Raw genomic sequence first — 23199 nt, 5'->3', positions numbered from 1 at the left:
ATGTCCAAAATGAGTTAAAGATTGTTCTATTTGAGCTAACGTTCACCTTATAAATTTCACCAACTTTGCATTATCTCGTCGTCTGCCTGTTACCGTTTATAAATCATTTTCCAATCTAATAAATTATTTCACGTATTATGAAACACCTTCTTACCTTAACGCTGGTAGCGTTTGTATTACTGATGGGCTGCGAGAAAAACGAAGAAGCTCCGGGTAACCCAACCTACAAAGGCACTGAACAAACTTTAGGCAATGGCAAAGCCTACTCATGGGTAACCTTTGCAGCCGACAACAAACCACTGTCTATCGGTATTACGCTTACCAAAGGAGCGCTCGACAACATCCCTCACACTGGTGTAGCTTTAGTATTAGCTTTACCAACTCAGGCAGTAGGCAAAACGCCTTTCAGCCACATCATGATTGATTATCTGCATACGGGTCATGAACCTCCGGGTACTTACGATGTTGCGCATTTTGATATGCATTTCTACATTCAGTCTCAGGCTGAACGTGAGGCGATTCCTCCTTATCCAATGGCACCTGCCAAGTTTGATAATCTTCCTCCGGCTGGGTTTATACCTAATGGCTATATCCGTCTTCCGGCTGGTGTACCTGCGATGGGTGTTCACTGGGCCGATCCAAAATCACCTGAACTAGCAGGAACAGGCAAGTTTACTGAAACCTTAATCTATGGCTCTTATGACGGGAAAATGACATTTATTGAGCCGATGATAGCCCATGAGTTTTTGAAAGGAAGCCCGAATGTAAATAAGCTTTTGCCGTTACCGACCAAGTTTGAGAAGGCAGGGTATTACCCAATGAATTATAGCATCAAGAAGGTAAGAGATGATATTCAGGTAAGCCTCGATGCTATGATGCTCATGCAATAAGATTCTAAAATGACTTTTGTAAAAAAAATATATTGAGTGATTTAGCGATTGAGTGAATGAGTGATTATAGTTTAAAATCGCTATTCTTCATTTTTAATCACTAATTCACTCTATCACTCAATCTCTTCTACCATCTAATCAACGCCGAGCCCCATGTAAAGCCACTACCAAAGGCAGCCAGACATACCAGGTCGCCATCTTTTACTTTGCCTGCTTCCCAGGCTTCGCATAGAGCGATTGGAATAGAGGCCGCTGTGGTATTACCGTATTTCATGATATTGTTGTATACCTTGTCGTCTGGTAATCTTAAAGTCTTTTGCACGAACTGGGCAATACGTAGATTGGCCTGATGTGGTACCAGCAAGTCTATATCAGCAGGCGTTAAGCCTACTTTATTCAATGCTTCCATAATTACCTCAGGGAACTTTGTAACTGCTGTTTTGAACACTAATTGTCCGTTCATATTCGGGTAATAAGTCTTATTTTCAATTAGGTCTTCATAGACAAAGATTTCTCCATACAAAGCATCAGGGAAACCGAATTGCTCTTTACCTAAATGTTTCCCTCCGTGGCTACCAGGGCTAATCAAGGCCAATTCTTCTGCATAAGTACCATCTGAATGCAAATGTGTGGTCAGTATACCTTTACCCTCTTCAGTAGTAGGTTGTAGCACTACTGCTCCTGCGCCGTCACCGAAAAGAACCGCTACATTACGCCCCCGGGTGGTGAAATCAAGACCCATTGAGTGCATCTCAGAGCCTACGACCAGTATATTTTTATACATACCGGTTTTAATAAACTGGTCGGCTACCGAAAGTGAATAAATGAAACCCGAACATTGATTTCTGATATCAATAGCCCCCATTTCTTTTTGGGTGATACCTAACTCACGTTGTAATAGCACACCACAACCCGGAAAATAATAGTCAGGACTTAGGGTAGCGAATACAATAAAATCTATTTCTTCCGGTTTGATGCCCGCTCTTTCGCATGCGATTCTGGCAGCGTTTGCCGCCATCGTGGTGGGTGTTTCTTCGTGTTTCTTGCCGTATCTTCTTTCTTTAATGCCCGAACGCTCCTGTATCCACTCGTCAGAAGTATCCATAACCTTCATTAAATCTGCATTAGTAACTACCTGCTCAGGTACATAAAAACCGATACCTGCTATTTTTGAATTGACCATATTTGTTGCTGTTTGAATCCAGCCACGAAGTTACAAGAAAATCGCTTGAATGTGCAAGACAATCTTGGAATAGTACTTATATTTCCCACTTAGTAAAATACGTCTTATATTCCATTATTTTCCAGTTTAGTTCAATACCTTGCGTAGGTTTTATCTATCAGGCTATCAATTAAACCTGCTATCATTAATCATATGGGGCTGTATTTCTTTCCACCAGGTCAGGCATTGAACAATATTGTCCGTACTTATCGGGTGGTAGATTTTCAGTTTACTGATATTAGTTCTATCCCACCTAAACCTTATCCACCTCGCCCCGAGCATTGTCTGAGTTTTTATCCAAAAGATACCGAAACCGTTAAATATATTAGTAGCGGTAAAACATTTTCAAATCTGCAATCTGTCTTGTTCGGACAGCAAAATGAAGTAAGTAACCGCTATGTAGGGAGAGATTTTTTGCTGTTTCAGATAGTGTTTCGTCCGGGTGCTTTGTATCGGCTTACAGGTATTCCCTCTTATGAAATTACCAATGCCTATGTTGATGCTGAAACAGTTTTTCCGGCGGCTGAGCTAAAAGAAATAAACGAAAGGCTGGCAGGAGCAGTTCATGTCAGTTCCATGATTGAGTGTATAGAATCGTTTCTTTCCAGAAGAATCAGGCAAAGCAAACTTGATATACACGCCTTAGATAAAGTATGTAATCTGATGTTGCATACTGAGAAAAACCTGAGTATTGATTGGTTAGCCAAGGAATCTTGTCTGAGTACCCGTCAATATGAACGTAAGTTTATGGAGCGCATGGGCGTATCTCCCAAATACTATCAGAAGATTATTCGCTTTGAGAATGCCTTTCGTTTAAAAAACCAATTCCCAAAATTGGATTGGTTAAGCATTGCCATCCAATATGGTTACCACGATTATCAGCACCTGGTAAAAGATTATAAGGCAATTACCCAACAAACACCTAACGAATTTCATTTGATAGATTTATCTTCTCCTGAAAGAGCCTTTGGGGATGCTGATACATATTAATCATTCTTAAATAGTTGTCGTTTTTTTACCACCAAACATTTCTGTACTTATCTCAACTTTGCATCATATCATTTAAAACTATGCAAAGAAGAAACTTCTTACTGACATCGGCACTAGCCGCTCCCACTATAGCATCAGCAAAACTATCTGAATTTACCGAAGAGCGCACCGAAAAAGGCTTTGTTGTAAAAGCCAACGAAAGTCGCTTTCATGAGAAAACGATGGTTAACGGCAAAAACCCTAATAATATCAAGGTTTCAACCAAAGATACCAACGGGCAATTAAGCGTTTTTGAATATGTAGGCAACGAAAAAGGTGGGCCGCCACTACACATTCATCCAAATCAGGATGAGATATTCTTTGTGGTATCAGGTGAATATCTCTTTCAGGTAGGAGAAGAAAAGTATACGCTTAAAGGTGGAGACACGATTTTTCTACCTCGTAAGGTACCTCATACTTTTGCCCAAACGAGCGATAAAGGGCAGATGTTCTTTCTATTCCAACCATCTGGAAAAATGGAAGATTTCTTTCGCAGCATAGGAACAATCAAGGGAGAACCATCTCCACAGGAAGGCGCTAAACTATTTACTAACCATGACATGCAGGTGGTTGGGCCACCTTTGGAATATTAACTAGATGGCTACTCTGCAAAGAATAAATAGTGAAACATTGACTGGGCGTCCCCGTGTCCCTTGTGTACTTTGCGGCAACTTTTCGGAAATATTTTATTTTGCCACAATGTACACGACGGCCACGATGTTTCACAATAAAAGAAATAACAGAATCCGTATTAACAGTATTGATCAACTCTTAATCACATCCTGAGTTTTCTTCCTAGACTGCCAATAGAAAACTCCTACTCCACCTAACAAAATAAACACCCACAATCTCATCAATATCACAATCACATCCTCCAAAAACATCCACCCCGTTTTCACAGAATCCCAGATGCGCATAAAAACATTAGGTCTGTAATTATCAATATGCTGGCGATTTTCAACCATTACTTTACTCAGAAATGCAGCCTGATATAGCTTAATGGTAAGTGTACTGAAATCTACCTGGTCTTGCAGGCTCAGGTTCTGGATTTTATGATTATCGGCCACTGTCTGGTGGTCTAGCAGAGTTTCTTCTGCTTCTACGGCCGTGCCTATATTCTCTTTTCTATCCTTATGTACGCTCTGATTGCGGTCTACAAATTTCTCCTGTCGTTTATTAGCTAAATCATTCGATAATATTTGCAGCCTAACGTCTTCTGCCTTGATAGTGCGGTAGTCTACATATAGCATCATGCTATTCAATTCTTTCAGTATGCTTGGTAAATGCTGATTGGGTACTCTGATAATAATATCATTTTCTACAGTTACTAAACTTATGTTTAGCAATGAATCTTCACTGATAATCACTGTTTTCTTTTCCTGTTCATCTGAGTGCATATGAGAGTAAGTAACAAAGCCGCCATATTTATTAGTGAGATCTTCGATTTGTTCAGAGGATTTCCGGACATCTTTTACCTTAAATTGCATGTCGGCTGTGCGGAGGAACTTTCTTTGAGAGGCATCAGCAGGGTTGGCAGGTGTATTTGGTGTTTCCTCTTTTTCTCCTACTATAACAGTATCTGCTGCTATGTCAGATTGTTCTGCCTTAAAATCAGAATCTACTTTGCTTGAACAAGCCATGAAGAAGCAGCCCATTGCTCCGAATAACGCTGCTTTAGATAAAAAATAAAATCGCATAGGTTTCTTAAGGTTTTGATTATACCTCAAAAACGCATGCGATTGTATAGTATTGCATTTTCTTTAAGAAAATTTTAAGAATTATTTAAGATTAATTTAAGAATCAGTTCGGCGTTGGTTGTTCCGGGTTAAAATCCTTAAAAGTCTTCTTAATATTATTATCAGTTGGCTTATTTTTAGGCTCCCATCCGGCATCTAAATCCAATACTACCAAGCCTTTCAGACTCATGGCATTCATAAAATCATCGACTTTTCTGATAAAATCAGGACTTCTGCGGGAAGATTTTAAAGAGAAATCACGTGCAAAAATATCTCCTTTGCTTTGAATCTCATTTTTCTTTTCGATAATATAATTCAATCGGTCTATCAGATCTTTCATCGATTTACCGATTACCTCTGTCGCTTCTAATGTGCCAATCGTCAGCACGGTTGTACCGCCAAGGGTTGAAACCAATCTTTGCTGATCAGGCTTTTCTTTCGGAATCAGGAATGAAGATAAACTGGTAGTAGCCCCTAAAGAAGCATTCACTATCGAACGGTTCTTCTTGCCTTTTTTGGCTTGAGAATACAGCTTTTTCAGTTCAGATTCTTTCTCTTTCAACTGCTCCATCAGCTCCCAGCCTCTTAGCAGGGTTCCTCTGTACAGATTATATAATTTCTGGTCGGTTTCTGCTTCGTTAATGGCATTTTTCACCACAAATCTGATGGTTTTTACATCACGTTTCTTGGTTTTATCTAATACAAAGAAATCTACCGTAAATGCCAAAGTATCCAACGGGTCTCTTACAAAATCATAGTTGGGCTTGAAGATAAACTCATATTGATTAGGCGTATTCTTCACCAGCATATCTTTCGTGATGTTCTGATTATCTGTCAGAAAATCAAATACCTGAATATCATCATCACCATTCGGGTCTGACAAATAAAACCGCAGGCTAACTGTCTGATTTTCTCTGATGAAGAAATTGCTCTCACGAGGCACTACTACTATTTCGGGTGGCAAATCTATTTGCGTAGCTTCTATTTTCAAACGGCCTTTTGCCTGCGCCTTTGATGGCTGGTCTTCTACATAAAACTCTATATAGATAGGCTGGTTTTTTATCTGTTTGAATTGCGTAAGCGAGGGTGTCCACGAAACCTCTCCCTGCGACGACATCTTCATACCCTCCGGCAGAGTTTCCATTGATGGTACAACCACAATTGGGTCATTATCTTCATCAAAAACCGAGTAACGGTCAAATTTATAGATATTTGTCGTATTATACTGTACGTAAAATGGTTTCAGGTCTCTTACCATAGGCGCACGGTTTACGTGCTGAATCCTGAATTCCACCTTTGACGAAATGGCATCAGCGGCAGTATCACAACGGGCTTCAAAAATCACCTGTTGATACTTGAATCCGGCCAGACGGTCAACCAAATCGAAAGAGGGATTCCAATGGAATCCACCGAGCGAATCAAGTTCCATACCTTCTACTTTTCCTTGCGGAATAGAGAAACGATATTTTTCACAATTTTTACCCTCTACTTTCAGGTTAAACGAAACAGGTATGCCTTCTTTCAGTTGTGTCCAATCGGTGCCTGCAGGTAAAACAATTTTTGGTGAGTCTTGTGCGAATGCTTGTTGAAAAAATACTAATAAACTAAAAATCAGTATGTTAGTTCTCATTTTAATCATACAGTAAATCATTTAAAAATTGGTAAATCAAGTAATAATCAACTTTTTCAGTTACCAATTACTTCTCTTCTGTAGCCATGTCGTGCTTGCTCATGCCCGGTACAACTACACAAGGGAAGCCAAACAAACAACGGTCTTTTATCATTTTTATTACTTCGTCAGGGACGTTTTCTTCCCAGCCTTCCTCTCCTTGTTTAATCAATTCGAGGGTTTTATCGGTGTTAATCGTAAGGTTTTTCTCGTTATAATGGTGTATATCCTCAATCTTGTTATTGGCTATCAGATAACGGTATAAATCAAGTAAATGTATGGGCGGTGTGAAGCGCATACTGTTCATGATATTATTGTTCTGATAGGTCGGATACACAAATAATTTCAGGTTTCTGCTGAATAATGTCGCAAAAGACTCCAGAATTCCCCCTGGTAAATCGGTATAGTGTTTCTCCTCAAAAATGTATTCCAGATTCGGGTAACCGATAATCAGCCCCATCTTCAGCTTGGTGATTTTTGAGAGATACGCCACCAGTTTATAGTATTCCTGATAGTTTGAAATCATCACCATTTGTCCCAGAGAACAGAGGATATCTACCCTATCCAGAAAGTCTTTTTCGTCAATTTCCGAGTCAGCCTGTTTCAACCCCTGCAAGGTAATTTCAGAGAGCACTACTACTTTATCTTTCTCTACATCAGGCTCACGCATAAACTGCTTACGGCCTGTTTCGAGCATATCCAGATGTACATTCACCAACGGGCGGAATCTTCCTCTCAAGACCAGTGCATGTTTTCTGAAAAGGACCTCCGATGGTTGTAGATTCTTCCCATCTGCTCCAAAAAGGGCAATATCTGAAAAACCATAACTTACCAGACGTAAGCTCATCAAACGATTGTCAACATCCTTAAAATCCGGCCCTTCAAAGCGAATCATGTCAATCTGTATCCGGTCTTTCGTTAAATCGTCCATCAACGAGAGCAACAAAGTTTCAGGGTCTTTATTATAGAAATAGCAACCATACATCAGGTTAACCCCTAATGTTCCCAAAGCCTGATGTTGCAATACATTATCATTATCCAGCATTTTTACGTGAATAATAATATCGTTGTAGCCGCCCTTAGGTGTCAGCTGAAACCTCACCCCCATCCAGCCGTGAGCGTCATTGGTTTTATGATAGTTCAATGCCGCTACTGTATCCGAAAATGCAAAAAACGTAGAAGTTTCACCCCTTTTTTCCCCCAGGCGTTCAATCAGCAGACCATACTCATGGTCTAGCATACTCATCAAACGGGGTTCACACACATACCGACCATTCTCCATCACGCCGTAGATGGCATCAGAGAAGGTCATATCATAGGCAGACATAGTTTTGGCAATTGTTTTTGATGCCCCACCTGCCTTAAAAAAATTAGCCGCTACATCCTGACCTGCCCCAATTTCAGCAAAACACCCGTAAATCTGACTGTTCAGATTGATACGTAATGCTTTTTGCTTGGTACCCAGATTTTTCTCATAGATGGTTTCCATTGCTGATGTTTTTTTACTCATGTAATTCTTTCGCTCCTTACCTTATTTGTCTATGCAAAGTTAGCCCCATATTTGTACTTTTCCAAGTATATAACTTAAAAGCAAGCAAGGTTAATGCCGAATGAATAGGATAATATCAATGACTTTTTGCACTGAAAAACAACTTTTAATAAATTCTTAAGGAACATTTGTCCGCTTAAGTGTTCGGTATACCTTAACTTTGTATTTGGAAAGTTTTGCATAGATTATGGTATTAAAACAATCTTTATCAAATCTTTTTGTTCAGGCGTTAAAACCTTTTCGGGTTATTATAAAAAGTACTTCCTTTTATAAAAAAAGTAATGTTCAAGCGGTTAACATATCTTATACTGTTTTTAAGTCTGAGTGGGCTACTCTTTGCCAGTGAGCAAAAAGTAACTTCGCTTTCGCTTGCTACCGCTAAGGGCATACGTACAACGGCTAACAAAGAAAAAAATACTTCGCGAAATGCTGACGACTACCTTTCGATAGACTTCCGTACTAATTATTACTTTATACATAATCTAAACGATAAACAAAGTGACTATGGTCATTTAAGCACCTATGCTTATCTCTTCTTAAAAGAGAATGCTTTATCAGCCGTATTTGTTCAAAAAACTTTAAACTTTTTTAAAAGCCAGTGTATCTATCTTCTTAATTGCATCTGGCTCATCTGATACCTTCTTCTGCTTATTTTTTCTAATCAAAAACATGGAACTGTCTCAAAAAAAGAGGTAAGAAATTATTTTGCCTTTACAACCCCACGCCAGCGGGCGACCGTCCTAACCCTTCCCAACAATGGGGAGCCGCCGCCGCTGCGGAGGGGTTGGGGTGTGGGGTTGAAGCTTTTGACAGCCCCTTCAAAGCTGCGTTTCTAATCGTATTTACAATAATTACATTACCGTGAAAAGAATACAAAAAATTGCTTTTCTATGGCTTTTCTGTGCGCAGGCTTTTGCTACCGGAGACTCTCTGAAGATAAATTTGAGGGAGTTGGAAGATATATTCCTACAGAAAAATGCCTTATTGATGGCGCATAAATTTGATATTGAGGCCAATCGTGCCACAATTATCCAGGCCAGATTATGGGAGAACCCCACGCTGTCATTCGAGCAGATGCTCTATAATAACAGCACCAGAAGCCTATTGCCTGTTTTAGGTTTAAACGATGCCAAAGGCTCACCGACTACCCAACAGGCGGTTCAATTGCAACAGTTGTTTTATCTGGCAGGAAAACGTACCAAACGCACGGCTTTGGCTGAAACAAGTACGCAAATAGCAGAAGATAACTATTACAATGCACTAAGAGGCTTAAAATATGAATTGCGTAATAATTTTTACGACCTCTACTTTCTACAAGGTATCGTAAAAATATATGATGAAGAATTGGCTTCTCTTGCGAAGACCCTGACAGGCATGAATACATTGCTGCAAAAGGGGATTATTCCTATCAAAGATATTACGCGTGTAAGAGCCTTACAGTTTTCGTTGGAAACCGAACGCAAGGATCTGAAATTACAGATAATGGAACGTCAGGTAATTTTGCGCACCATTACAGGCACGCGTAAGGAGGTCTTTTTTATTCCGCAGGTAGATAAGAACGTGATTGATGCCCTGAACATTCAGACGCTTACAATTGATAATCTGATTACTACAGCACTCGAAAATCGTCCTGATTTAAGACTCCAACAATCTTCACTGAAATACGAACAACAAAATCTCGTGTATCAGAAGGCTCTTAAAGTGCCTGATTTGCAGGCTGGTCTTAGCTACGACCGGGCAGGTAGTAGTGTACCCAATTATTTTGCGGCTACGTTTCAGATAGGTTTACCCATTTTCAATAAAAATCAGGGGAATATCAAAGCAGCTGAATACCGTATTCAGTCGGCACAGAAGCAGCTTGTAAGTCAGGAAGACAGAGTGATTGGTGATATACAACTGGCTTACAGAAAGGCAGTGGAAGCTGACCAACTTTACAAAGGCTACGACAAAGCCTTTATGATTGACTTCGACAAGCTTTTTGATAATGTAAAGGCCAGTTTCGAGAAGCAGATTATATCCATGCTCGAATTTATCGACTTTTATGAATCTTATAAAAGCAGCGCTGTGCAGATGAATCGCCTGCAGAACGACCGTATCAATGCCATAGAAGAAATCAATTTCATGGCAGGCAAAGAAGTTATCAGCTTGCCATAATAATCAGACAAATTTTAAGACAATGAAAAATATAAAACCGATTTTTTATTTATTCAGCTTTTTACTCATGGCATCGTTGCTTTTCCAGAGCTGCCAAAGTGAGAAAAAGCAAGAAGAACCCGCGAAAGGAAACTTCGTTCTGACCGATACCATGATGTCGAAGTTAGGCTTCGATGAAGTGGCTACGAAAGTACTACTATCAGAAGTAAAACTAAGCGGAAAAGTAACTGCCAACGAAGACAAAGTGGCGAAGGTATTCCCGCGAGTAGATGGCAATATTGAAAAACTGAATGTGCAGTTAGGTGACTATGTACAAAAAGGGCAGGTATTGGCCATTATCAGAAGCCGTCAGGTAGCTGAAATGGACAATCAGTTGAGCATGGCAATGTCGAACCTGCAAATCGCCAGAAAAAATCTGGGTGTAGAAGAAGAACTATTCAAATCGGGGCTTGAACCTGAAAAAAATGTGGTGAATGCCCGTCAGGAAGTGCAAAAAGCCGAATCTGAATTGAAACGCGTAAACGAAACCATGAAGATTTATGATATAGGCAAAGAGGCGACTTATCAGATAAAATCACCTATCTCGGGCTTTTTGATTGAGAAAAATGCAGTAGAGGGCATGGATTTCAATATCGAAAACATTGATAATTTCTTCACTATCTCAGATTTGAGCGATATATGGATTCTGGCCGATGTGTACGAAACCGACATTAATAAAGTGAAAGTAGGTTATACCTGCGATATTACAACATTGGCCGACCCTGATAAAAAGATTAAAGGGAAAATTGATAAAATCTTCAATGTACTAGACCCTGAAAGTCGGGTAATGAAAGTGCGTATCCGCCTGCCAAATCCGGGCTATACGCTTAAACCACAAATGTTTGCTATTGTGAGAGTATACCATGAAGAACCGCAATCAATGCTTGCGATTCCTGCTAAAGCTGTCATTTTTGATAAGAGCAAACAGTGGGTAATGGTTTTCAAAGACCGACAGCATATAGAAACCCGTCAGGTAAAGATTTTCAAAACTGTAGGAGACAATGCTTATATAGAGTCAGGTCTGAATGCAGGCGAGAAAATCATTTCCAGCCAGCAATTGCTGGTATATGATGCCCTGAACGACTAAGACCAGCCATTAATCGTTGTCGCTAACGTAAAAGGGTATACATGGTATATCCTGCAAGAATACTATGGCCAATCATACACATTGAGTTAGCTCCTAAAGCAAATTTCTCATGAATAAATTCATTAAAAATATCATAGCGTTTTCTTTAAAGAACCGCTTTTTCACTTTCTTTTTTGTAGGGGTGCTATCCATTGCCGGATTTATCAGTTACCTGAATACCCCTATTGAAGCTTTTCCCGACGTAACTAACACACAAATAATTATCGTAACCGAATGGAACGGCCGTAGTGCCGAAGAAATTGAACGTTTTGTTACGATTCCGGTTGAGGTAGCTATGAACTCTGTGCAGAAGAAAACCAATGTGCGGAGTATCACGATGTTTGGGCTATCGGTAATGAAAATCATCTTTGAAGACGATGTAGACGACTTCTTTGCCCGTCAGCAGGTGAATAATCAGTTAAGAACAGTTAGCCTGCCAGAGGGAGTTGAGCCTGATGTTCAGCCTCCTTATGGTCCAACTGGTGAGATTTTCCGCTATACGCTAAAAAGCAAGAACCGCGATTCCAAAGACTTGTTGACGATTCAGAACTGGGTAATTGACCGTCAGTTAAGAGCCGTTCCAGGTGTAGCTGACTTGGTGGCTTTTGGTGGGCGTGAGAAGATTTACGAAATCATGGTTAATCCATTGCTTTTGCATAAATATGATATTACGCCTTTAGAGGTTTACAATGCTGTTAGCAAAAGCAATGTAAACGTAGGTGGCGATGTGATAGAAAAGAACGGACAAGCTTATGTAGTAAGAGGCCTGGGCTTATTGACCAAAGAGGAGGATATTGAAAATATCATCATCGAAAATATCAATGGTACGCCTATTTATGTGAAAAACGTAGCACAGATAACTGAATCAAATTTCCCACGTGTAGGACAGGTAGGTCTGGATGATGATGACGACGTAGTGGAGGGCATCGTAGTCATGCGTAAAGGCGAAAACCCGAGTGAGGTGTTGGAACGTGTAAAAGCCAAAATTGATGAACTGAATAACAAGATTCTGCCATCAGACGTAAAAATGGTTACTTTCTACGACCGTGATAATCTGATGAAATTCTGTACCGAAACCGTTTTACATAATCTGGCCGAAGGCATTGTTCTGGTAACGGTTATCGTACTCTTATTCATGGCTGACTGGCGAACGACAGTGATTGTATCAATTATCATTCCTTTAGCCTTGCTCTTTGCTTTCTTCTGTCTGCGGCTCAAAGGCATGTCAGCCAACCTTCTTTCAATGGGAGCTGTCGATTTCGGGATTATCATCGATGGGGCGGTGGTGATGATTGAGGGAATATTTGTGGCACTTGACCGTCTCTCCCATAAAGTGGGCATGGAAAAGTTTAATAAGCTTTCCAAATTAGGTTTGATTAAGAAGACAGGAGCCGAAATGGGTAAAGCCGTTTTCTTCTCCAAGCTGATTATCATTACTGCCCTGATGCCTATTTTCAGCTTTCAGAAGGTAGAGGGCAAGATGTTCAGCCCATTGGCATGGACATTAGGTTTTGCCTTATTAGGAGCTTTGATATTTACGTTGACGCTCGTACCCGTCTTGTGTTCAATTTTATTGAAGAAAAACGTAAAAGAGAAAAACAACCCGATTGTTCGGTTCTTCGATAAAGGTATTACGGCATGGTTTGGCTGGACTTATAGAAACAAGCGCCTAAGTGTATTGATGTCTTTTGTTTTTATGGGTGTTACATTTGCCTCAACAGTCTTATTAGGCACTGAGTTTTTGCCTCAATTGAACGAAGGTGCGCTATGGGTAGAAGCCAAAATGCCGATGAGTATGTCGCTGAATGAAACTGTTAAAATGGTGCATACCCTGCGGGATAAACTACAGAAATATCCTGAAGTAAATGGGGTGCTATCACAAACAGGTCGCTCCAATGATGGTACTGACCCGTCAGGATTTTATTACGTGCAGATGCAGGTAAATCTGAAACCTAAGAAAGAGTGGACAAGGAAAATCACAACTGATGGGCTGATTGAGGAAATGGATAAGGAATTGAAGCAGTTTCAAGGGGTGAACTATAACTATTCACAACCTATCATCGACAACGTGGCAGAAGCAGTGGCAGGGATGAATGCTTCTAATGCCGTAAAGATTTTTGGGAATAATCTGGATGATCTGAACAAGTATGCAGATGAGGTATTGGAAGCCATTAAAGATGTGCCGGGTATTAAAGACATCGGTATCTTAAGAAATGTGGGTCAGCCGGAAATGCGTGTAAATCTCAATCTGCGACGCATGGCTTTTTATGGGGTACAAACCAGTGATGCGCAGGCGGTAATTGAAATGGCGATTGGTGGTAAAACTGCTTCCATCATGTATGAGGGCGAAAGAAAGTTTGATATCAGAATACGTTATTTGCAAGAATATCGTAAAGATGAAGATGATTTGAGCAGTCTGTTAGTTCCTACCACCAGAGGCACCAAAGTACCTTTGAAAGAGATAGCTACCATTGAAACCGTAACAGGTCCGGCCTTTGTCTATCGTGATAAAAACAAACGTTTCATCGGGGTGAAATTCTCAGTTCGTGAACGTGATTTGGGTAGTACCATTGCCGAGGCACAGGCAAAGGTGGCACAAAAAGTGAAACTGGATAGAGATGCCAGCATTGAATGGACCGGCGAGTTTGAGAATCAGGTACGTGCCAGTGAGCGTTTGGGTCAGGTAGTTCCCTTATGTCTGGCTGCTATCTTCGTCATTCTGTTTATCATGTTCGGTAATGCTAAAGATGCAGGTCTGGTATTAGTTAATGTACCCTTTGCTTTGATTGGGGGAATTCTGGCTTTGCACACTACGGGTACTATCTTTGGTATTTCGGCCGGGGTTGGATTTATTGCTTTGTTTGGGATATGCGTCCAGAATGGGGTTATTCTGATTTCGGTCTTTAACAAGAATCTTGCCTCCCGGATGTCGTTGGATGATGCTATTAAAGAGGGTGTTAAATCCAGAATTCGTCCGGTGGTAATGACAGCACTGATGGCAGCCATTGGGCTATTGCCTGCGGCTATATCCACTGGTATCGGCTCGGAGACACAAAAACCATTGGCGATTGTGGTAATTGGTGGGTTGATTTCAGCAACGATTTTGACTTTGTTGATTTTCCCGATTATTTATCGCTTCTTCTATCGCCATCATGTGCATACTTTACGGGATTTGGAGTAATCTTGTTTTTTAACCACGGAGTGACTCGGAGTTTTGCACGGAGTATCACAGAGTGAATTTTAAAAACTCTGTGATACTCCGTGTTTTTCAACTCCGTGAGCCTCCGTGGTTAAGATTCAAATCACCACTTAATGTTCTTTCACAATTGATACATCATAAATCCCATCTCAAACATAAATCAAGCCGTTTGATAAATTCCATACAATAATTTGGGCAAAAAAGGCGTAATTTGTAGGCTTAATTGATTAATTTGTTTAATTTCCACATATAGGCCATTCAATAATTGAAAAGTATGATTAACGTTCTTGCTTTCTGCCTGAACCTTCTGATTTATCAGAAGGATACTTCAGCCATTACCTATGATAACTACCAGAGTGCCATTAATGGGTATAAACCTTTATTAGTTGATATACGCGAATACAGAGCTACGCCCGAAGAAGCCCGCAATCGTTTTCAGCAGATTATGCATATCATGAAGGAGGCAAACCCAACAGTATCATATGATTCTTCGCAGGTAAATATCTTCTTCCCGCTAATGGGTTTTGATTATAGAGCAGTTGGTGGCAAAAACGGTAGTGGTTTTCACGCGGCTGGCTATGATTTATTCGACCAGAATGCAAAAGGCAGTCACCCGGCACATGATATTTTTATTAAAGACAAAAATCAGGATTGTAAAGACGATAGAACCGGAGATTATGTAAGTATTCTGGCAGTAAGTGATGGAGTAGTAATAGGCACAGAAAACGACTGGCAACCGGGCAGTGAGTATAGAGGAGGCAATTATATCTGGGTTTATGATACTTCTACAGGTGGACTCTGGTACTACGCCCACCAGAAAGAAATCTATGTAAAAACAGGTGATATAGTAAAAGCCGGACAAAAAATATCGATTATCGGTCGCACAGGCTATAATGCCGCCATGAAGCGTTCGGATACACATTTGCATTTGACTTATTTAAGAATAGATGAAGAGGGCAATCCGACTCCTATTAATACCTATGGCTGGTTAAAAAATGCTGCTACACTGCTTGACCCTCGCATTGCTGCCGATTTAAAACCATTGGCTTATCATTGGAATATCAGGCCAATGAAGGTAAAGGCTAAGGTTTTGCCAACGCTGGCATTTAAAGCACAGATTGTAAAAAATGAGGTATTACCTGTAGAGGATAAAAAGAAGAGAAGACGTTCGAGGGCATGAGAATATGTGACCAATCAAAAAATTAACGTCTTAAATATACGTGTGATGATCAAATCGCATAATGAACAAACTATCAGAAAGAGAGGGGCTCGCCTAGAGAGGTAATCCCTCTCTTTTTTCTCTTCTGCATTATTTGTTCCTAAATCTCGGGAAGATATTTAATACACCAATACCTCGTATACAAAAATAGCCCTCTTTCTGAGGGCTATTATAACTGTTCTGTATTAATACTTTAATTATTATGCTCCATGAGTAGTGGCGTTTCTTCTAACAGGTCTTTTAATGTGGTATGTTCATAAACTGCCAGGTTCGCATCTCTTACTTTTTCCATAATTGGTCTGATACGGCAGGTTACTTCATTATCACAATCATCACATTTACCATAAAAGTGTAGCGACACACACAACATAGGGGCAATAGGCCCATCAACAATCCGTACAATTTTTGCGATAGTTACCTGCTCGGGTGGCAGCCTTAACTGATACCCCCCTCCTTTGCCTTTCTGGCTATGTAATATCCCATTATTACGCAATTCGAGCAATATGGCTTCCAAAAATTTCTTCGGAATATTCTCTTTTTCGGCTATTTCAGCAATAAGAACAGGTTGCTTTGAGTCAAACCTTTCCGAAAGGAGCTTCAAAGCTTTTAGTGCATATTTTGCTTTTTTAGAAATCATTTATTAGTATGCTGACGTGATTTTTATTTGGTTCATTCTCGGAGCATAATTAGCTATATTCCCGGATGAATCAAACAAAAGTAAAATTTTTTCTTGGTTTTGCAATAAATCCCTTATTTCAATCGCATTAAAATCATCAGAGACTCGTATTTATAGCTAATATAGCTATTTTTTTACTAAATAGCTACTTTTTGCCCGCACAGGCATTCCTATCAAAGCCATTCCCTCCAACCTGACATCGACATTTGTTTCGGCATTGGTATTAAAAAAAGAAATGGTTGCCTTGCCATTAGCATTGGTTTTTACAGTAGGTGCCCAATAAATAGTTGATCGGTAATCAGGTCTGGCATTGGCTGTAAAATCTTCTGTACGGGGTTCGTTATAATTCGGCGAGTAAAATTCCTTCGGTACTGCATAACCAAATATATCACTTACATCAATTCCTTGAGGTGGTCCGCCGTCATTGCCAGAGCTTCCTCTTTTGGTGAGTACCGATATTACCCCATTTCCTCCTCTTGACCCATAAATAGCAGCATCGGCTCCTTTCAATACATCAATTTTGTCTACATCAAAAACCGGAATACTTAATAAAGTCATTTTATCTACCATCATACCATCTAACAAAAAGGTAGGTTCAGTTGATCCCATAATGGAGCTGATACCTCTGATAATTACGGTAGGGTCACTTGCACTACCTAATACCTGTACCCCCGGTACTCTTCCTCTCAGCAAATCTATCACATTGCCTGACACCTGCATATCAGGAGTTATTTTCAAAGAGTTAGAAGCATGCGTGTATAATACCCTGCTCTCTTTCTCTTTTTCTCTTTTTGCTTTGATGGTTACTTCTTCAAGCATCCGCTCTCTTCTTTCTCTCAACAATTTTTCTATGGCCAGATCATCTCCGGTTCTTTTCAGATAATCGGCTAAATCGTTTTCATCAAAAGTTATCGGATTAAAAGGGAAAAGATTTCTCTGCAATCTAGGTGGTAACGGTCTGTTGACAAAAATCTTGGTATTACGGTTCAACTTACCTACTACTGCCTGAACCAGAATTTTACCTGTGCCATTAAAATCAAGGTTTTGTAAAGAGAATCTACCCTCCACGTCTGCCTGACCAGTTCCAAAGCGGCGATCATCTTCGCCTAACCACAGCATAAAAGTAATATTCACGGGCTTTTCAAATAATTTCCCGTTCGGTCTTGTAATTTCTCCTGTGATACCTATTCCTTGTTCTAATGCGAAAAGAGGTTCCGGCAATGTCGGTTTCAGAATATCTTCCCACTTAAAACGTCTCCAACCTTGTGTCAGCATCAGAATATCCATGTGCCTGCGCACTTCCGGTTTAGTTTGGGAGAAATAATAATCAGGTTGCTCAATCTTACCTTTTACATCTGAACTCAAGAGCAAATAAGTCAGGATATTTTCTTCGTGCGGTGGCATTAATACCTGCTTGCCATCAGATACTACCACCGAGAAATTACCCTCAACCGGTTGCCCGTCCATATCTTTCGCTTCAATTTCCAATTTTACTTCTTCCTTAGGCAGGTAGCTCCGCTTGTTGGGTGTGATACTCACATTGACATAATCTTCTTTATAGATATAAACCAGTCGCTCACAGCGGGGACGACCCGTTTCATCAAAAGCAGTAAATTGCGCCACACCCTCAGGGAATTTGTCTTTAGGAATCTTTACAGACATGGCCTTATTATGTGCCGGAGTTCGGGCTACATAGCAGATTCTTCCCTGCGACTGCCCCACTATTACAATATCACCACTACCTTTGGGTTTGTTGTAATTATGTCCCACATACAAGCGTATCAGGTTTTTATCAACTACCCCTTCTGCCCCCATAATAAATCCTTCCTTTTCTATATTGGGGAATGGCACCTCTTTTTCAAAAATGTTGCGGTATTTGATTTTTGCCGTATAAGTTTCTCCAGGCACAGCCTTGAAATTGAACACACCCATTCCCAGATGCTCACTCCCGAATATCATAACTGTATCTCCCTTGTCAGACACAATCGCGCCGTTTACATCAATCCCATTGCCTACTATATCAGTAGCTTTAAAAGCTATTTTATTGTCCATGCCTTCTACAATCTGACCTCCTTCAGGAAAAAACTGAAAGTCGATTTCCTGTACGCTGAATTTAGTCGGCGCTATCTCCTCACCAATTTTGTATACTTTAAACTCCTTGCTGAACATAAGGCTTTCATCAAAATTCCGCATCCAGTTAGTATAGGCCCGCAGTCGATAGTAACCAGAACGCAGGCTATCAGATAATGCAAAATCACCCGCAGCCATGCCCCCTTCTAATTTGAATATTTTCTTGGTAACTACTCTGCCCAATTGGTTATCTATCAATTCGACATTCAGCGGAATGCTTGCAGTATCGGGTAAGTTTGTTGCTGCTTCTATAAGGTAAGCTTTCAGCCAGATGGTTTCTCCGGCTGTATAGTAGGGTTTATCCAGATGCAGATAAGCTTTTTCCTGTGGGTAAGTACCTGCATATTTATTGAATTGATTCACAATGCTATCAGCCAGCCCCTCAGGGAAGGTGAAGGCGAACAGCATAGCAGCAACAGCAAATATTGACGCTAATTTTTTCATAATCAAAGAGTTGAATGTGTGTATATTATAAACTTTTTTAGTCGGCAAATTATTACATTTTCAACAGTGCAATATGGGTTAAATACTATCCCAGGCATTCTGAAGACGGGTATTTTCATGCCCAATGTGTTGATTGTTGTCATGATTTGCCATCAGTACTGTAATAGTAGGTGTTCCTACCTGTTTCTCAAACAAAAATATAAAATTGGATTAGAATTTGCTTAGAAACCACTAAAATCTATTCATAAAAATTTATGATGATTTCTCTGTTTAGCTTACTAATAGACCTGCTCAATATTTAACCTGTAAACCACTGAAAATAAGCAAGTTATCAAGCATAAAAAATTATTAATTCCGCTATTAAATAGTTAATAATTTTTAGCTTTTATGCTTTTTTAAAAGTCTGATTTTCGTATATAGACGGCAATGCTTTGAGATTCAATCATTTAGGTATCCGGCAGATAAATTTCTTTAAATTCTTCTTGACTGGTATTATTTTTTTTCATAGGTTAGTTCTAAGATAGTTCTTTGAAACCCCAGATTCATAAATTTAGCAGTAACAACAACACAACTAAATATTTGATTTATGAATCTGAACAGTTAATATATTTTTTAACTTTAAATTAGTGAGTTATGAAGATTCATGTGCATGCAGTACATTTTGATGCTGACCCAAGATTGGTCGGTTTCATTCAAACCAAGTTAAATAAAATAGAAACCTTTTACGACCGTGTAACAAGCGCTGAGGTATTTTTGAAATTAGGTAAAGGTGAAAAAAGTAAAGTTCAAAAGAAACTCGTTGAAGTTAAATTAATTGTTCCAGGCCAGACAATCTTTGTAGAACAAAAAGGAGATACATTTGAAGAAGCTACAGATTTATTAATTGAAATACTAAAATCACAGATTAAGAAATTTAAAGATAAGAAAAATATAGTGGAGCATAAAAAACCTGAAATAGAAATAGGAGCAGAAGAATTGGTTGAAGATGAATATTAATCAGGTTTCTATATAAGCAAAGCGGCAGTTTCGAGAGAGGCTGCCGCTTTTTTTGTGTGCAAACATGACAAAATCAAAATATCTGCTATGATATTCATAGTTGCAAAAACATTAATATTTCATAAGGCCAATTAATTAAAAATTAAATCCATACAATTTATTCCAACCAATATCAGTAGTTCAGAATCTATTCATTATCTTGCATAAGATTTCGGTCATACTACTATTATTTATGAGAATAAGAAAAGAGATGCCACGTCTTGCGTGGTTCATCTTGCCTGCTGTTGTAGGTTTAATACATTATTTCCGTCCTTCGAATAACTACGCCATTTACAAAGGTGTTTTCCATCACCTCATTGCCCAAACTAATCTTTATAGTCTTTACCCAAACGAATATTTCGATACCAATCACTACGGCCCATTTTTTGGTCTGATTATAATGCCTTTTACTGTCTTCCCTGACTACATCGGCTTAGTTCTCTGGACAACCTTTCACGCTTTTGTACTTTATAAAGCATTTAAAACCCTCCCTCTCAAAGACGTCAATCTCTGGATAGTATTGATGATATGTATTGTTGATCTGAATACCTCTTCACACAATACACAGGTCAATCCGAGCATTGGCGCATTAATAATTCTTTCATGGTATTTTGTGAAAGAAGAGAAAGATTTCTGGGCACCTTTGTTTGTCATGATTGGTGCTTTTGTAAAACTTTACGGGATTGTAGGATTGGTTTTCTGGCTATTTTCGAAACATAAATTTAAATATATTTACTCGTCGGTATTCTGGGCAGGAGTACTTTTTGTATTGCCTATGATTATCAGTTCTCCGGCGTTTGTCACACAATCATATGTAGATTGGTATCATAGTCTGGTTGAGAAAAACCTTTCCAATCAGACCGGAAGCCAGGGCATAGGCAGCTATCAGGATGTATCGCTGATGGGCCTTTTCAGACGTGTGGGCGGACTAAACCTTTCTAATCTGATCTTCATCGTTCCGGGTTTGCTTTTACAACTGGCTCCTTTGTTGCGTATTAATTATTATAACAATATCATTTTCCAACTGCGATACCTGGCCACTATCCTGATATTCGTAGTTATCTTTTCTTCTTCTTCCGAATCCTCTACTTATATCATAGCGGTTTCGGGGATAGCTATTTGGTTTATTACACAAGAGTACCCTATTAAGCCTTGGGTATGGGTCTTATTTGGTACAGTGCTTGTCTTTACCTCGCTCACAGCATTTGACGTTTTTCCTTCCCATATACGGCACCTTTTCATCATCTACTCACTCAAGGCTTTCCCTTGTTGTGTTTTATGGTTTGCGTGCATTTACCAATTACTAACCGACAAACACTCCCTAACCGACAAAAAATGGATATTTCAAGACTAAAAATCTGTATTCTGTCAGCTGCTTACAACGAAAACGAAAACGTACTCGTTTTCTACAATGCTGTTAAGAATGTCATTGATGGGCTACCTTATTCTTTCGAGTTCTGCTTTGTAAACGATGGCAGTACTGATGGGACACTTCGGATTATCAGAAATCTCGCACGAGAAGATAGTTCGGTAAAATATCTCTCTTTTTCAAGAAATTTCGGGCAGCAGATTGCCTTAAAAGCAGGCATTGATTCGATCGATGCCGATGCGATTATTATGATGGACAGCGACTTGCAGCATCCGCCTGCTATGATACCAGCCCTGATTGAGACATGGCTACAGAAACGGGTAAACATTGTAAATACATTGAGAGAAGAAGACCGTGATTTGTCATGGTTCAAGAAGCAATCAAGCCAGTGGTTTTATAAGGTAATCAACAATTTGAGTAACCTTTCTCTGGAACCAGGACAGGCAGATTTTCGTCTGATAGACAGACAGGTGGCGCAAACCCTGAAAAACTCAAAAGAACAAGACGTTTTTCTGCGCGGTATGATTCAGTGGATTGGATTTAAGCAAATCAATATCCCTTATCAGCCGCATAAGCGTTTTTCGGGTGAAAGTAAATATACCCTGAAGAAAATGATTAAGCTGGCTATGGCAGGTATTACGTCTTTTAGTGTGAAACCGCTTCATGGCGCTATTTATGTGGGTCTTTTGATTGCTCTTGCTTCATTTTTGTATTTGCCTTATGTGCTTTACAGTTTCTTTAGTGGTGAAGCAGTTGACGGCTGGAGTTCGGTAATCATTACCATTGCCTTTTTTGGTGGATTAAACTTATTTATTTTAGGAATCATAGGTTTGTATATAGGCAAAATACTTATTCAGAATAAGGAGCGCCCACTATACATCGTTCAGGAACACAATATTTATGAAAACAGCTATTCTCAGTTTTGATGTAGAAGAATTTGATATGCCTTTTGAATATGGCGGCAAGCCATCGATGGAGGAACAAATTGATACCTCAGGCACTGGCTTGAAGAGTTTAACAACCATTTTAGATAACTACGAAGCAACAGCTACTTTTTATTGTACAGGGGTATATGCAAAGGCGCAGTCAGAAAGTATCAAGGATTTGAGCCGAAGACACGAAATTGCTTCGCACAATTATTATCATTCGAGCCACAAAACCGAAGATTTACTGGCTTCTAAGCAGGTTTTAGAAAATATTACGCAAAAAGAAGTGAAGGGTTTCCGGATGCCGCGCATGGCGCCTGTATCAGATGCCGATTTGCTGGCAGCAGGCTATGCCTACAATGCTTCTTATAACCCAACTTACCTGCCAGGCAGATACGATTATCGGCATATACCGAGAACGGTCTTCCAACAAAATGACCTGATTCATGTGCCGGCATCAGTATCTCCAAAATGGCGCTTGCCCTTATTCTGGATAGCTTTTCATAATTATCCACTCTCGTATTTTTTCTACTTATGCAAAAAAGTAGCCGAGGCCGATGGTTACCTGCATCTATATTTCCATCCATGGGAATTTACAGACTATATCAATTTGCTTAATGGGGCAAAGTATCCTTTTTATTTACATAGAAATAATGGGAAAAGAATGCGGGAAAGGTTCAACCAGTTGATGGCTTTTTTACAGCGTGAGGGTTTTACATTCAGAACTACTTCGTGGTTAATTGAGCAACCATATTTATTTCCTGAACGGACATTAAAAAACGCATAG

At 39.7% G+C, this 23199-nt stretch carries 18 protein-coding genes; 12 read left to right on the top strand and 6 right to left on the bottom strand.

Going from position 1 to position 23199, the window contains the following annotated elements; translation table 11 throughout:
- Positions 1-137: 137 nt before the first annotated feature.
- Entirely contained in the window at positions 138-890 is a 753-nt protein-coding gene (locus D0T08_RS08080; protein ID WP_116982114.1) for a DUF5602 domain-containing protein, read from the top strand.
- A 127-nt stretch (positions 891-1017) separates the two neighbouring features.
- On the opposite strand, the gene D0T08_RS08075 is transcribed toward D0T08_RS08080, so the two are convergent.
- On the bottom strand, positions 1018-2073 hold the full coding sequence (locus D0T08_RS08075) for a 3-oxoacyl-ACP synthase III family protein (RefSeq protein WP_116982113.1): 1056 nt from the start codon (positions 2071-2073) through the stop codon (positions 1018-1020).
- A gap of 192 nt (positions 2074-2265) precedes the next feature.
- Here D0T08_RS08075 and D0T08_RS08070 point away from each other — a divergent pair, with 192 nt between their 5' ends.
- Both D0T08_RS08070 and D0T08_RS08065 read left to right on the top strand, forming a co-directional pair.
- Positions 2266-3102: an AraC family transcriptional regulator gene (locus D0T08_RS08070; protein WP_116982112.1), complete on the top strand. Its 837-nt coding sequence runs from the start codon at positions 2266-2268 to the stop codon at positions 3100-3102.
- Between the two features lie 80 nt (positions 3103-3182).
- Positions 3183-3734 carry a cupin domain-containing protein gene (locus tag D0T08_RS08065; RefSeq protein WP_116982111.1) on the top strand — a complete coding sequence of 184 codons (552 nt, stop codon included), beginning with the start codon at positions 3183-3185 and terminating at the stop codon, positions 3732-3734.
- A 171-nt stretch (positions 3735-3905) separates the two neighbouring features.
- Here the strand turns inward: D0T08_RS08065 and D0T08_RS08060 are convergent, their stop codons facing one another.
- The 3 genes from D0T08_RS08060 to D0T08_RS08050 all read right to left on the bottom strand — a co-directional run bounded on the left by D0T08_RS08060 (position 3906) and on the right by D0T08_RS08050 (position 8035).
- A complete protein-coding gene (locus D0T08_RS08060) occupies positions 3906-4838 on the bottom strand; it encodes a DUF4349 domain-containing protein (protein WP_116982110.1) in 933 nt (310 codons plus the stop codon).
- Positions 4839-4941: 103 nt separating this feature from the next.
- A complete protein-coding gene (locus D0T08_RS08055; RefSeq protein ID WP_116982596.1) occupies positions 4942-6507 on the bottom strand; it encodes a hypothetical protein in 1566 nt (521 codons plus the stop codon).
- Positions 6508-6574: 67 nt separating this feature from the next.
- Positions 6575-8035 carry a TonB-dependent receptor gene (locus D0T08_RS08050; protein WP_116982595.1) on the bottom strand — a complete coding sequence of 487 codons (1461 nt, stop codon included), beginning with the start codon at positions 8033-8035 and terminating at the stop codon, positions 6575-6577.
- Between the two features lie 341 nt (positions 8036-8376).
- On the opposite strand from D0T08_RS08050, the gene D0T08_RS08045 reads away from it, so the two are divergent.
- From D0T08_RS08045 to D0T08_RS08025, 5 genes are all read left to right on the top strand, one after another.
- Positions 8377-8730, top strand: coding sequence for a hypothetical protein (locus D0T08_RS08045; RefSeq protein ID WP_116982109.1), 354 nt, complete (start codon positions 8377-8379; stop codon positions 8728-8730).
- A gap of 226 nt (positions 8731-8956) precedes the next feature.
- On the top strand, positions 8957-10249 hold the full coding sequence (locus D0T08_RS08040) for a TolC family protein (RefSeq protein WP_116982108.1): 1293 nt from the start codon (positions 8957-8959) through the stop codon (positions 10247-10249).
- Between the two features lie 22 nt (positions 10250-10271).
- Positions 10272-11375: an efflux RND transporter periplasmic adaptor subunit gene (locus D0T08_RS08035; RefSeq protein ID WP_116982107.1), complete on the top strand. Its 1104-nt coding sequence runs from the start codon at positions 10272-10274 to the stop codon at positions 11373-11375.
- 109 nt (positions 11376-11484) lie between these two features.
- A complete protein-coding gene (locus D0T08_RS08030) occupies positions 11485-14595 on the top strand; it encodes an efflux RND transporter permease subunit (protein WP_116982106.1) in 3111 nt (1036 codons plus the stop codon).
- 292 nt (positions 14596-14887) lie between these two features.
- On the top strand, positions 14888-15793 hold the full coding sequence (locus D0T08_RS08025; RefSeq protein WP_116982105.1) for a M23 family metallopeptidase: 906 nt from the start codon (positions 14888-14890) through the stop codon (positions 15791-15793).
- A gap of 232 nt (positions 15794-16025) precedes the next feature.
- Here D0T08_RS08025 and D0T08_RS08020 read toward each other — a convergent pair whose 3' ends face one another.
- Both D0T08_RS08020 and D0T08_RS08015 read right to left on the bottom strand, forming a co-directional pair.
- The gene (locus tag D0T08_RS08020) at positions 16026-16469 is read right to left on the bottom strand and encodes an Rrf2 family transcriptional regulator (RefSeq protein ID WP_116982104.1); all 444 of its coding nucleotides are present in this window, start codon (positions 16467-16469) and stop codon (positions 16026-16028) included.
- 165 nt (positions 16470-16634) lie between these two features.
- Entirely contained in the window at positions 16635-19082 is a 2448-nt protein-coding gene (locus D0T08_RS08015) for a TonB-dependent receptor (protein WP_116982103.1), read from the bottom strand.
- 633 nt (positions 19083-19715) lie between these two features.
- On the opposite strand from D0T08_RS08015, the gene D0T08_RS08010 reads away from it, so the two are divergent.
- The 4 genes from D0T08_RS08010 to D0T08_RS07995 all read left to right on the top strand — a co-directional run bounded on the left by D0T08_RS08010 (position 19716) and on the right by D0T08_RS07995 (position 23199).
- Positions 19716-20078 (top strand): HPF/RaiA family ribosome-associated protein, encoded by a 363-nt coding sequence (locus D0T08_RS08010; RefSeq protein WP_116982102.1) that lies wholly within the window; start codon positions 19716-19718, stop codon positions 20076-20078.
- Positions 20079-20310: 232 nt separating this feature from the next.
- Positions 20311-21471, top strand: a complete 1161-nt coding sequence (locus D0T08_RS08005; protein ID WP_116982101.1) for a glycosyltransferase family 87 protein — start codon at positions 20311-20313, stop codon at positions 21469-21471.
- Positions 21453-22412: a glycosyltransferase family 2 protein gene (locus tag D0T08_RS08000; protein ID WP_116982100.1), complete on the top strand. Its 960-nt coding sequence runs from the start codon at positions 21453-21455 to the stop codon at positions 22410-22412. The genes D0T08_RS08005 and D0T08_RS08000 overlap by 19 nt, the downstream gene beginning before the upstream one ends.
- On the top strand, positions 22387-23199 hold the full coding sequence (locus D0T08_RS07995; protein WP_116982099.1) for a polysaccharide deacetylase family protein: 813 nt from the start codon (positions 22387-22389) through the stop codon (positions 23197-23199). Before D0T08_RS08000 ends, D0T08_RS07995 begins: the two co-directional genes overlap by 26 nt.

The organism is Emticicia sp. C21 (assembly GCF_003418935.1).
GTDB lineage: Bacteria > Bacteroidota > Bacteroidia > Cytophagales > Spirosomataceae > Emticicia.
This window is presented reverse-complemented; position numbering and strand designations above follow the sequence as displayed.

Excerpts from the sequence above, each read along its gene's own strand:
- D0T08_RS07995 (WP_116982099.1), top strand. The coding sequence starts at position 22,387 with ATGAAAACAGCTATTCTCAGTTTTGATGTAGAAGAATTTGATATGCCT.
- D0T08_RS08010 (WP_116982102.1), top strand. The coding sequence starts at position 19,716 with ATGAAGATTCATGTGCATGCAGTACATTTTGATGCTGACCCAAGATTG.
- D0T08_RS08035 (WP_116982107.1), top strand. The coding sequence starts at position 10,272 with ATGAAAAATATAAAACCGATTTTTTATTTATTCAGCTTTTTACTCATG.
- D0T08_RS08005 (WP_116982101.1), top strand. The coding sequence starts at position 20,311 with ATGAGAATAAGAAAAGAGATGCCACGTCTTGCGTGGTTCATCTTGCCT.
- D0T08_RS08025 (WP_116982105.1), top strand. The coding sequence starts at position 14,888 with ATGATTAACGTTCTTGCTTTCTGCCTGAACCTTCTGATTTATCAGAAG.
- D0T08_RS08075 (WP_116982113.1), bottom strand. The coding sequence starts at position 2,073 with ATGGTCAATTCAAAAATAGCAGGTATCGGTTTTTATGTACCTGAGCAG.
- D0T08_RS08000 (WP_116982100.1), top strand. The coding sequence starts at position 21,453 with ATGGATATTTCAAGACTAAAAATCTGTATTCTGTCAGCTGCTTACAAC.
- D0T08_RS08070 (WP_116982112.1), top strand. The coding sequence starts at position 2,266 with ATGGGGCTGTATTTCTTTCCACCAGGTCAGGCATTGAACAATATTGTC.
- D0T08_RS08050 (WP_116982595.1), bottom strand. The coding sequence starts at position 8,035 with ATGGAAACCATCTATGAGAAAAATCTGGGTACCAAGCAAAAAGCATTA.
- D0T08_RS08065 (WP_116982111.1), top strand. The coding sequence starts at position 3,183 with ATGCAAAGAAGAAACTTCTTACTGACATCGGCACTAGCCGCTCCCACT.
- D0T08_RS08020 (WP_116982104.1), bottom strand. The coding sequence starts at position 16,469 with ATGATTTCTAAAAAAGCAAAATATGCACTAAAAGCTTTGAAGCTCCTT.
- D0T08_RS08060 (WP_116982110.1), bottom strand. The coding sequence starts at position 4,838 with ATGCGATTTTATTTTTTATCTAAAGCAGCGTTATTCGGAGCAATGGGC.
- D0T08_RS08030 (WP_116982106.1), top strand. The coding sequence starts at position 11,485 with ATGAATAAATTCATTAAAAATATCATAGCGTTTTCTTTAAAGAACCGC.
- D0T08_RS08015 (WP_116982103.1), bottom strand. The coding sequence starts at position 19,082 with ATGAAAAAATTAGCGTCAATATTTGCTGTTGCTGCTATGCTGTTCGCC.
- D0T08_RS08055 (WP_116982596.1), bottom strand. The coding sequence starts at position 6,507 with ATGAGAACTAACATACTGATTTTTAGTTTATTAGTATTTTTTCAACAA.
- D0T08_RS08080 (WP_116982114.1), top strand. The coding sequence starts at position 138 with ATGAAACACCTTCTTACCTTAACGCTGGTAGCGTTTGTATTACTGATG.
- D0T08_RS08045 (WP_116982109.1), top strand. The coding sequence starts at position 8,377 with ATGTTCAAGCGGTTAACATATCTTATACTGTTTTTAAGTCTGAGTGGG.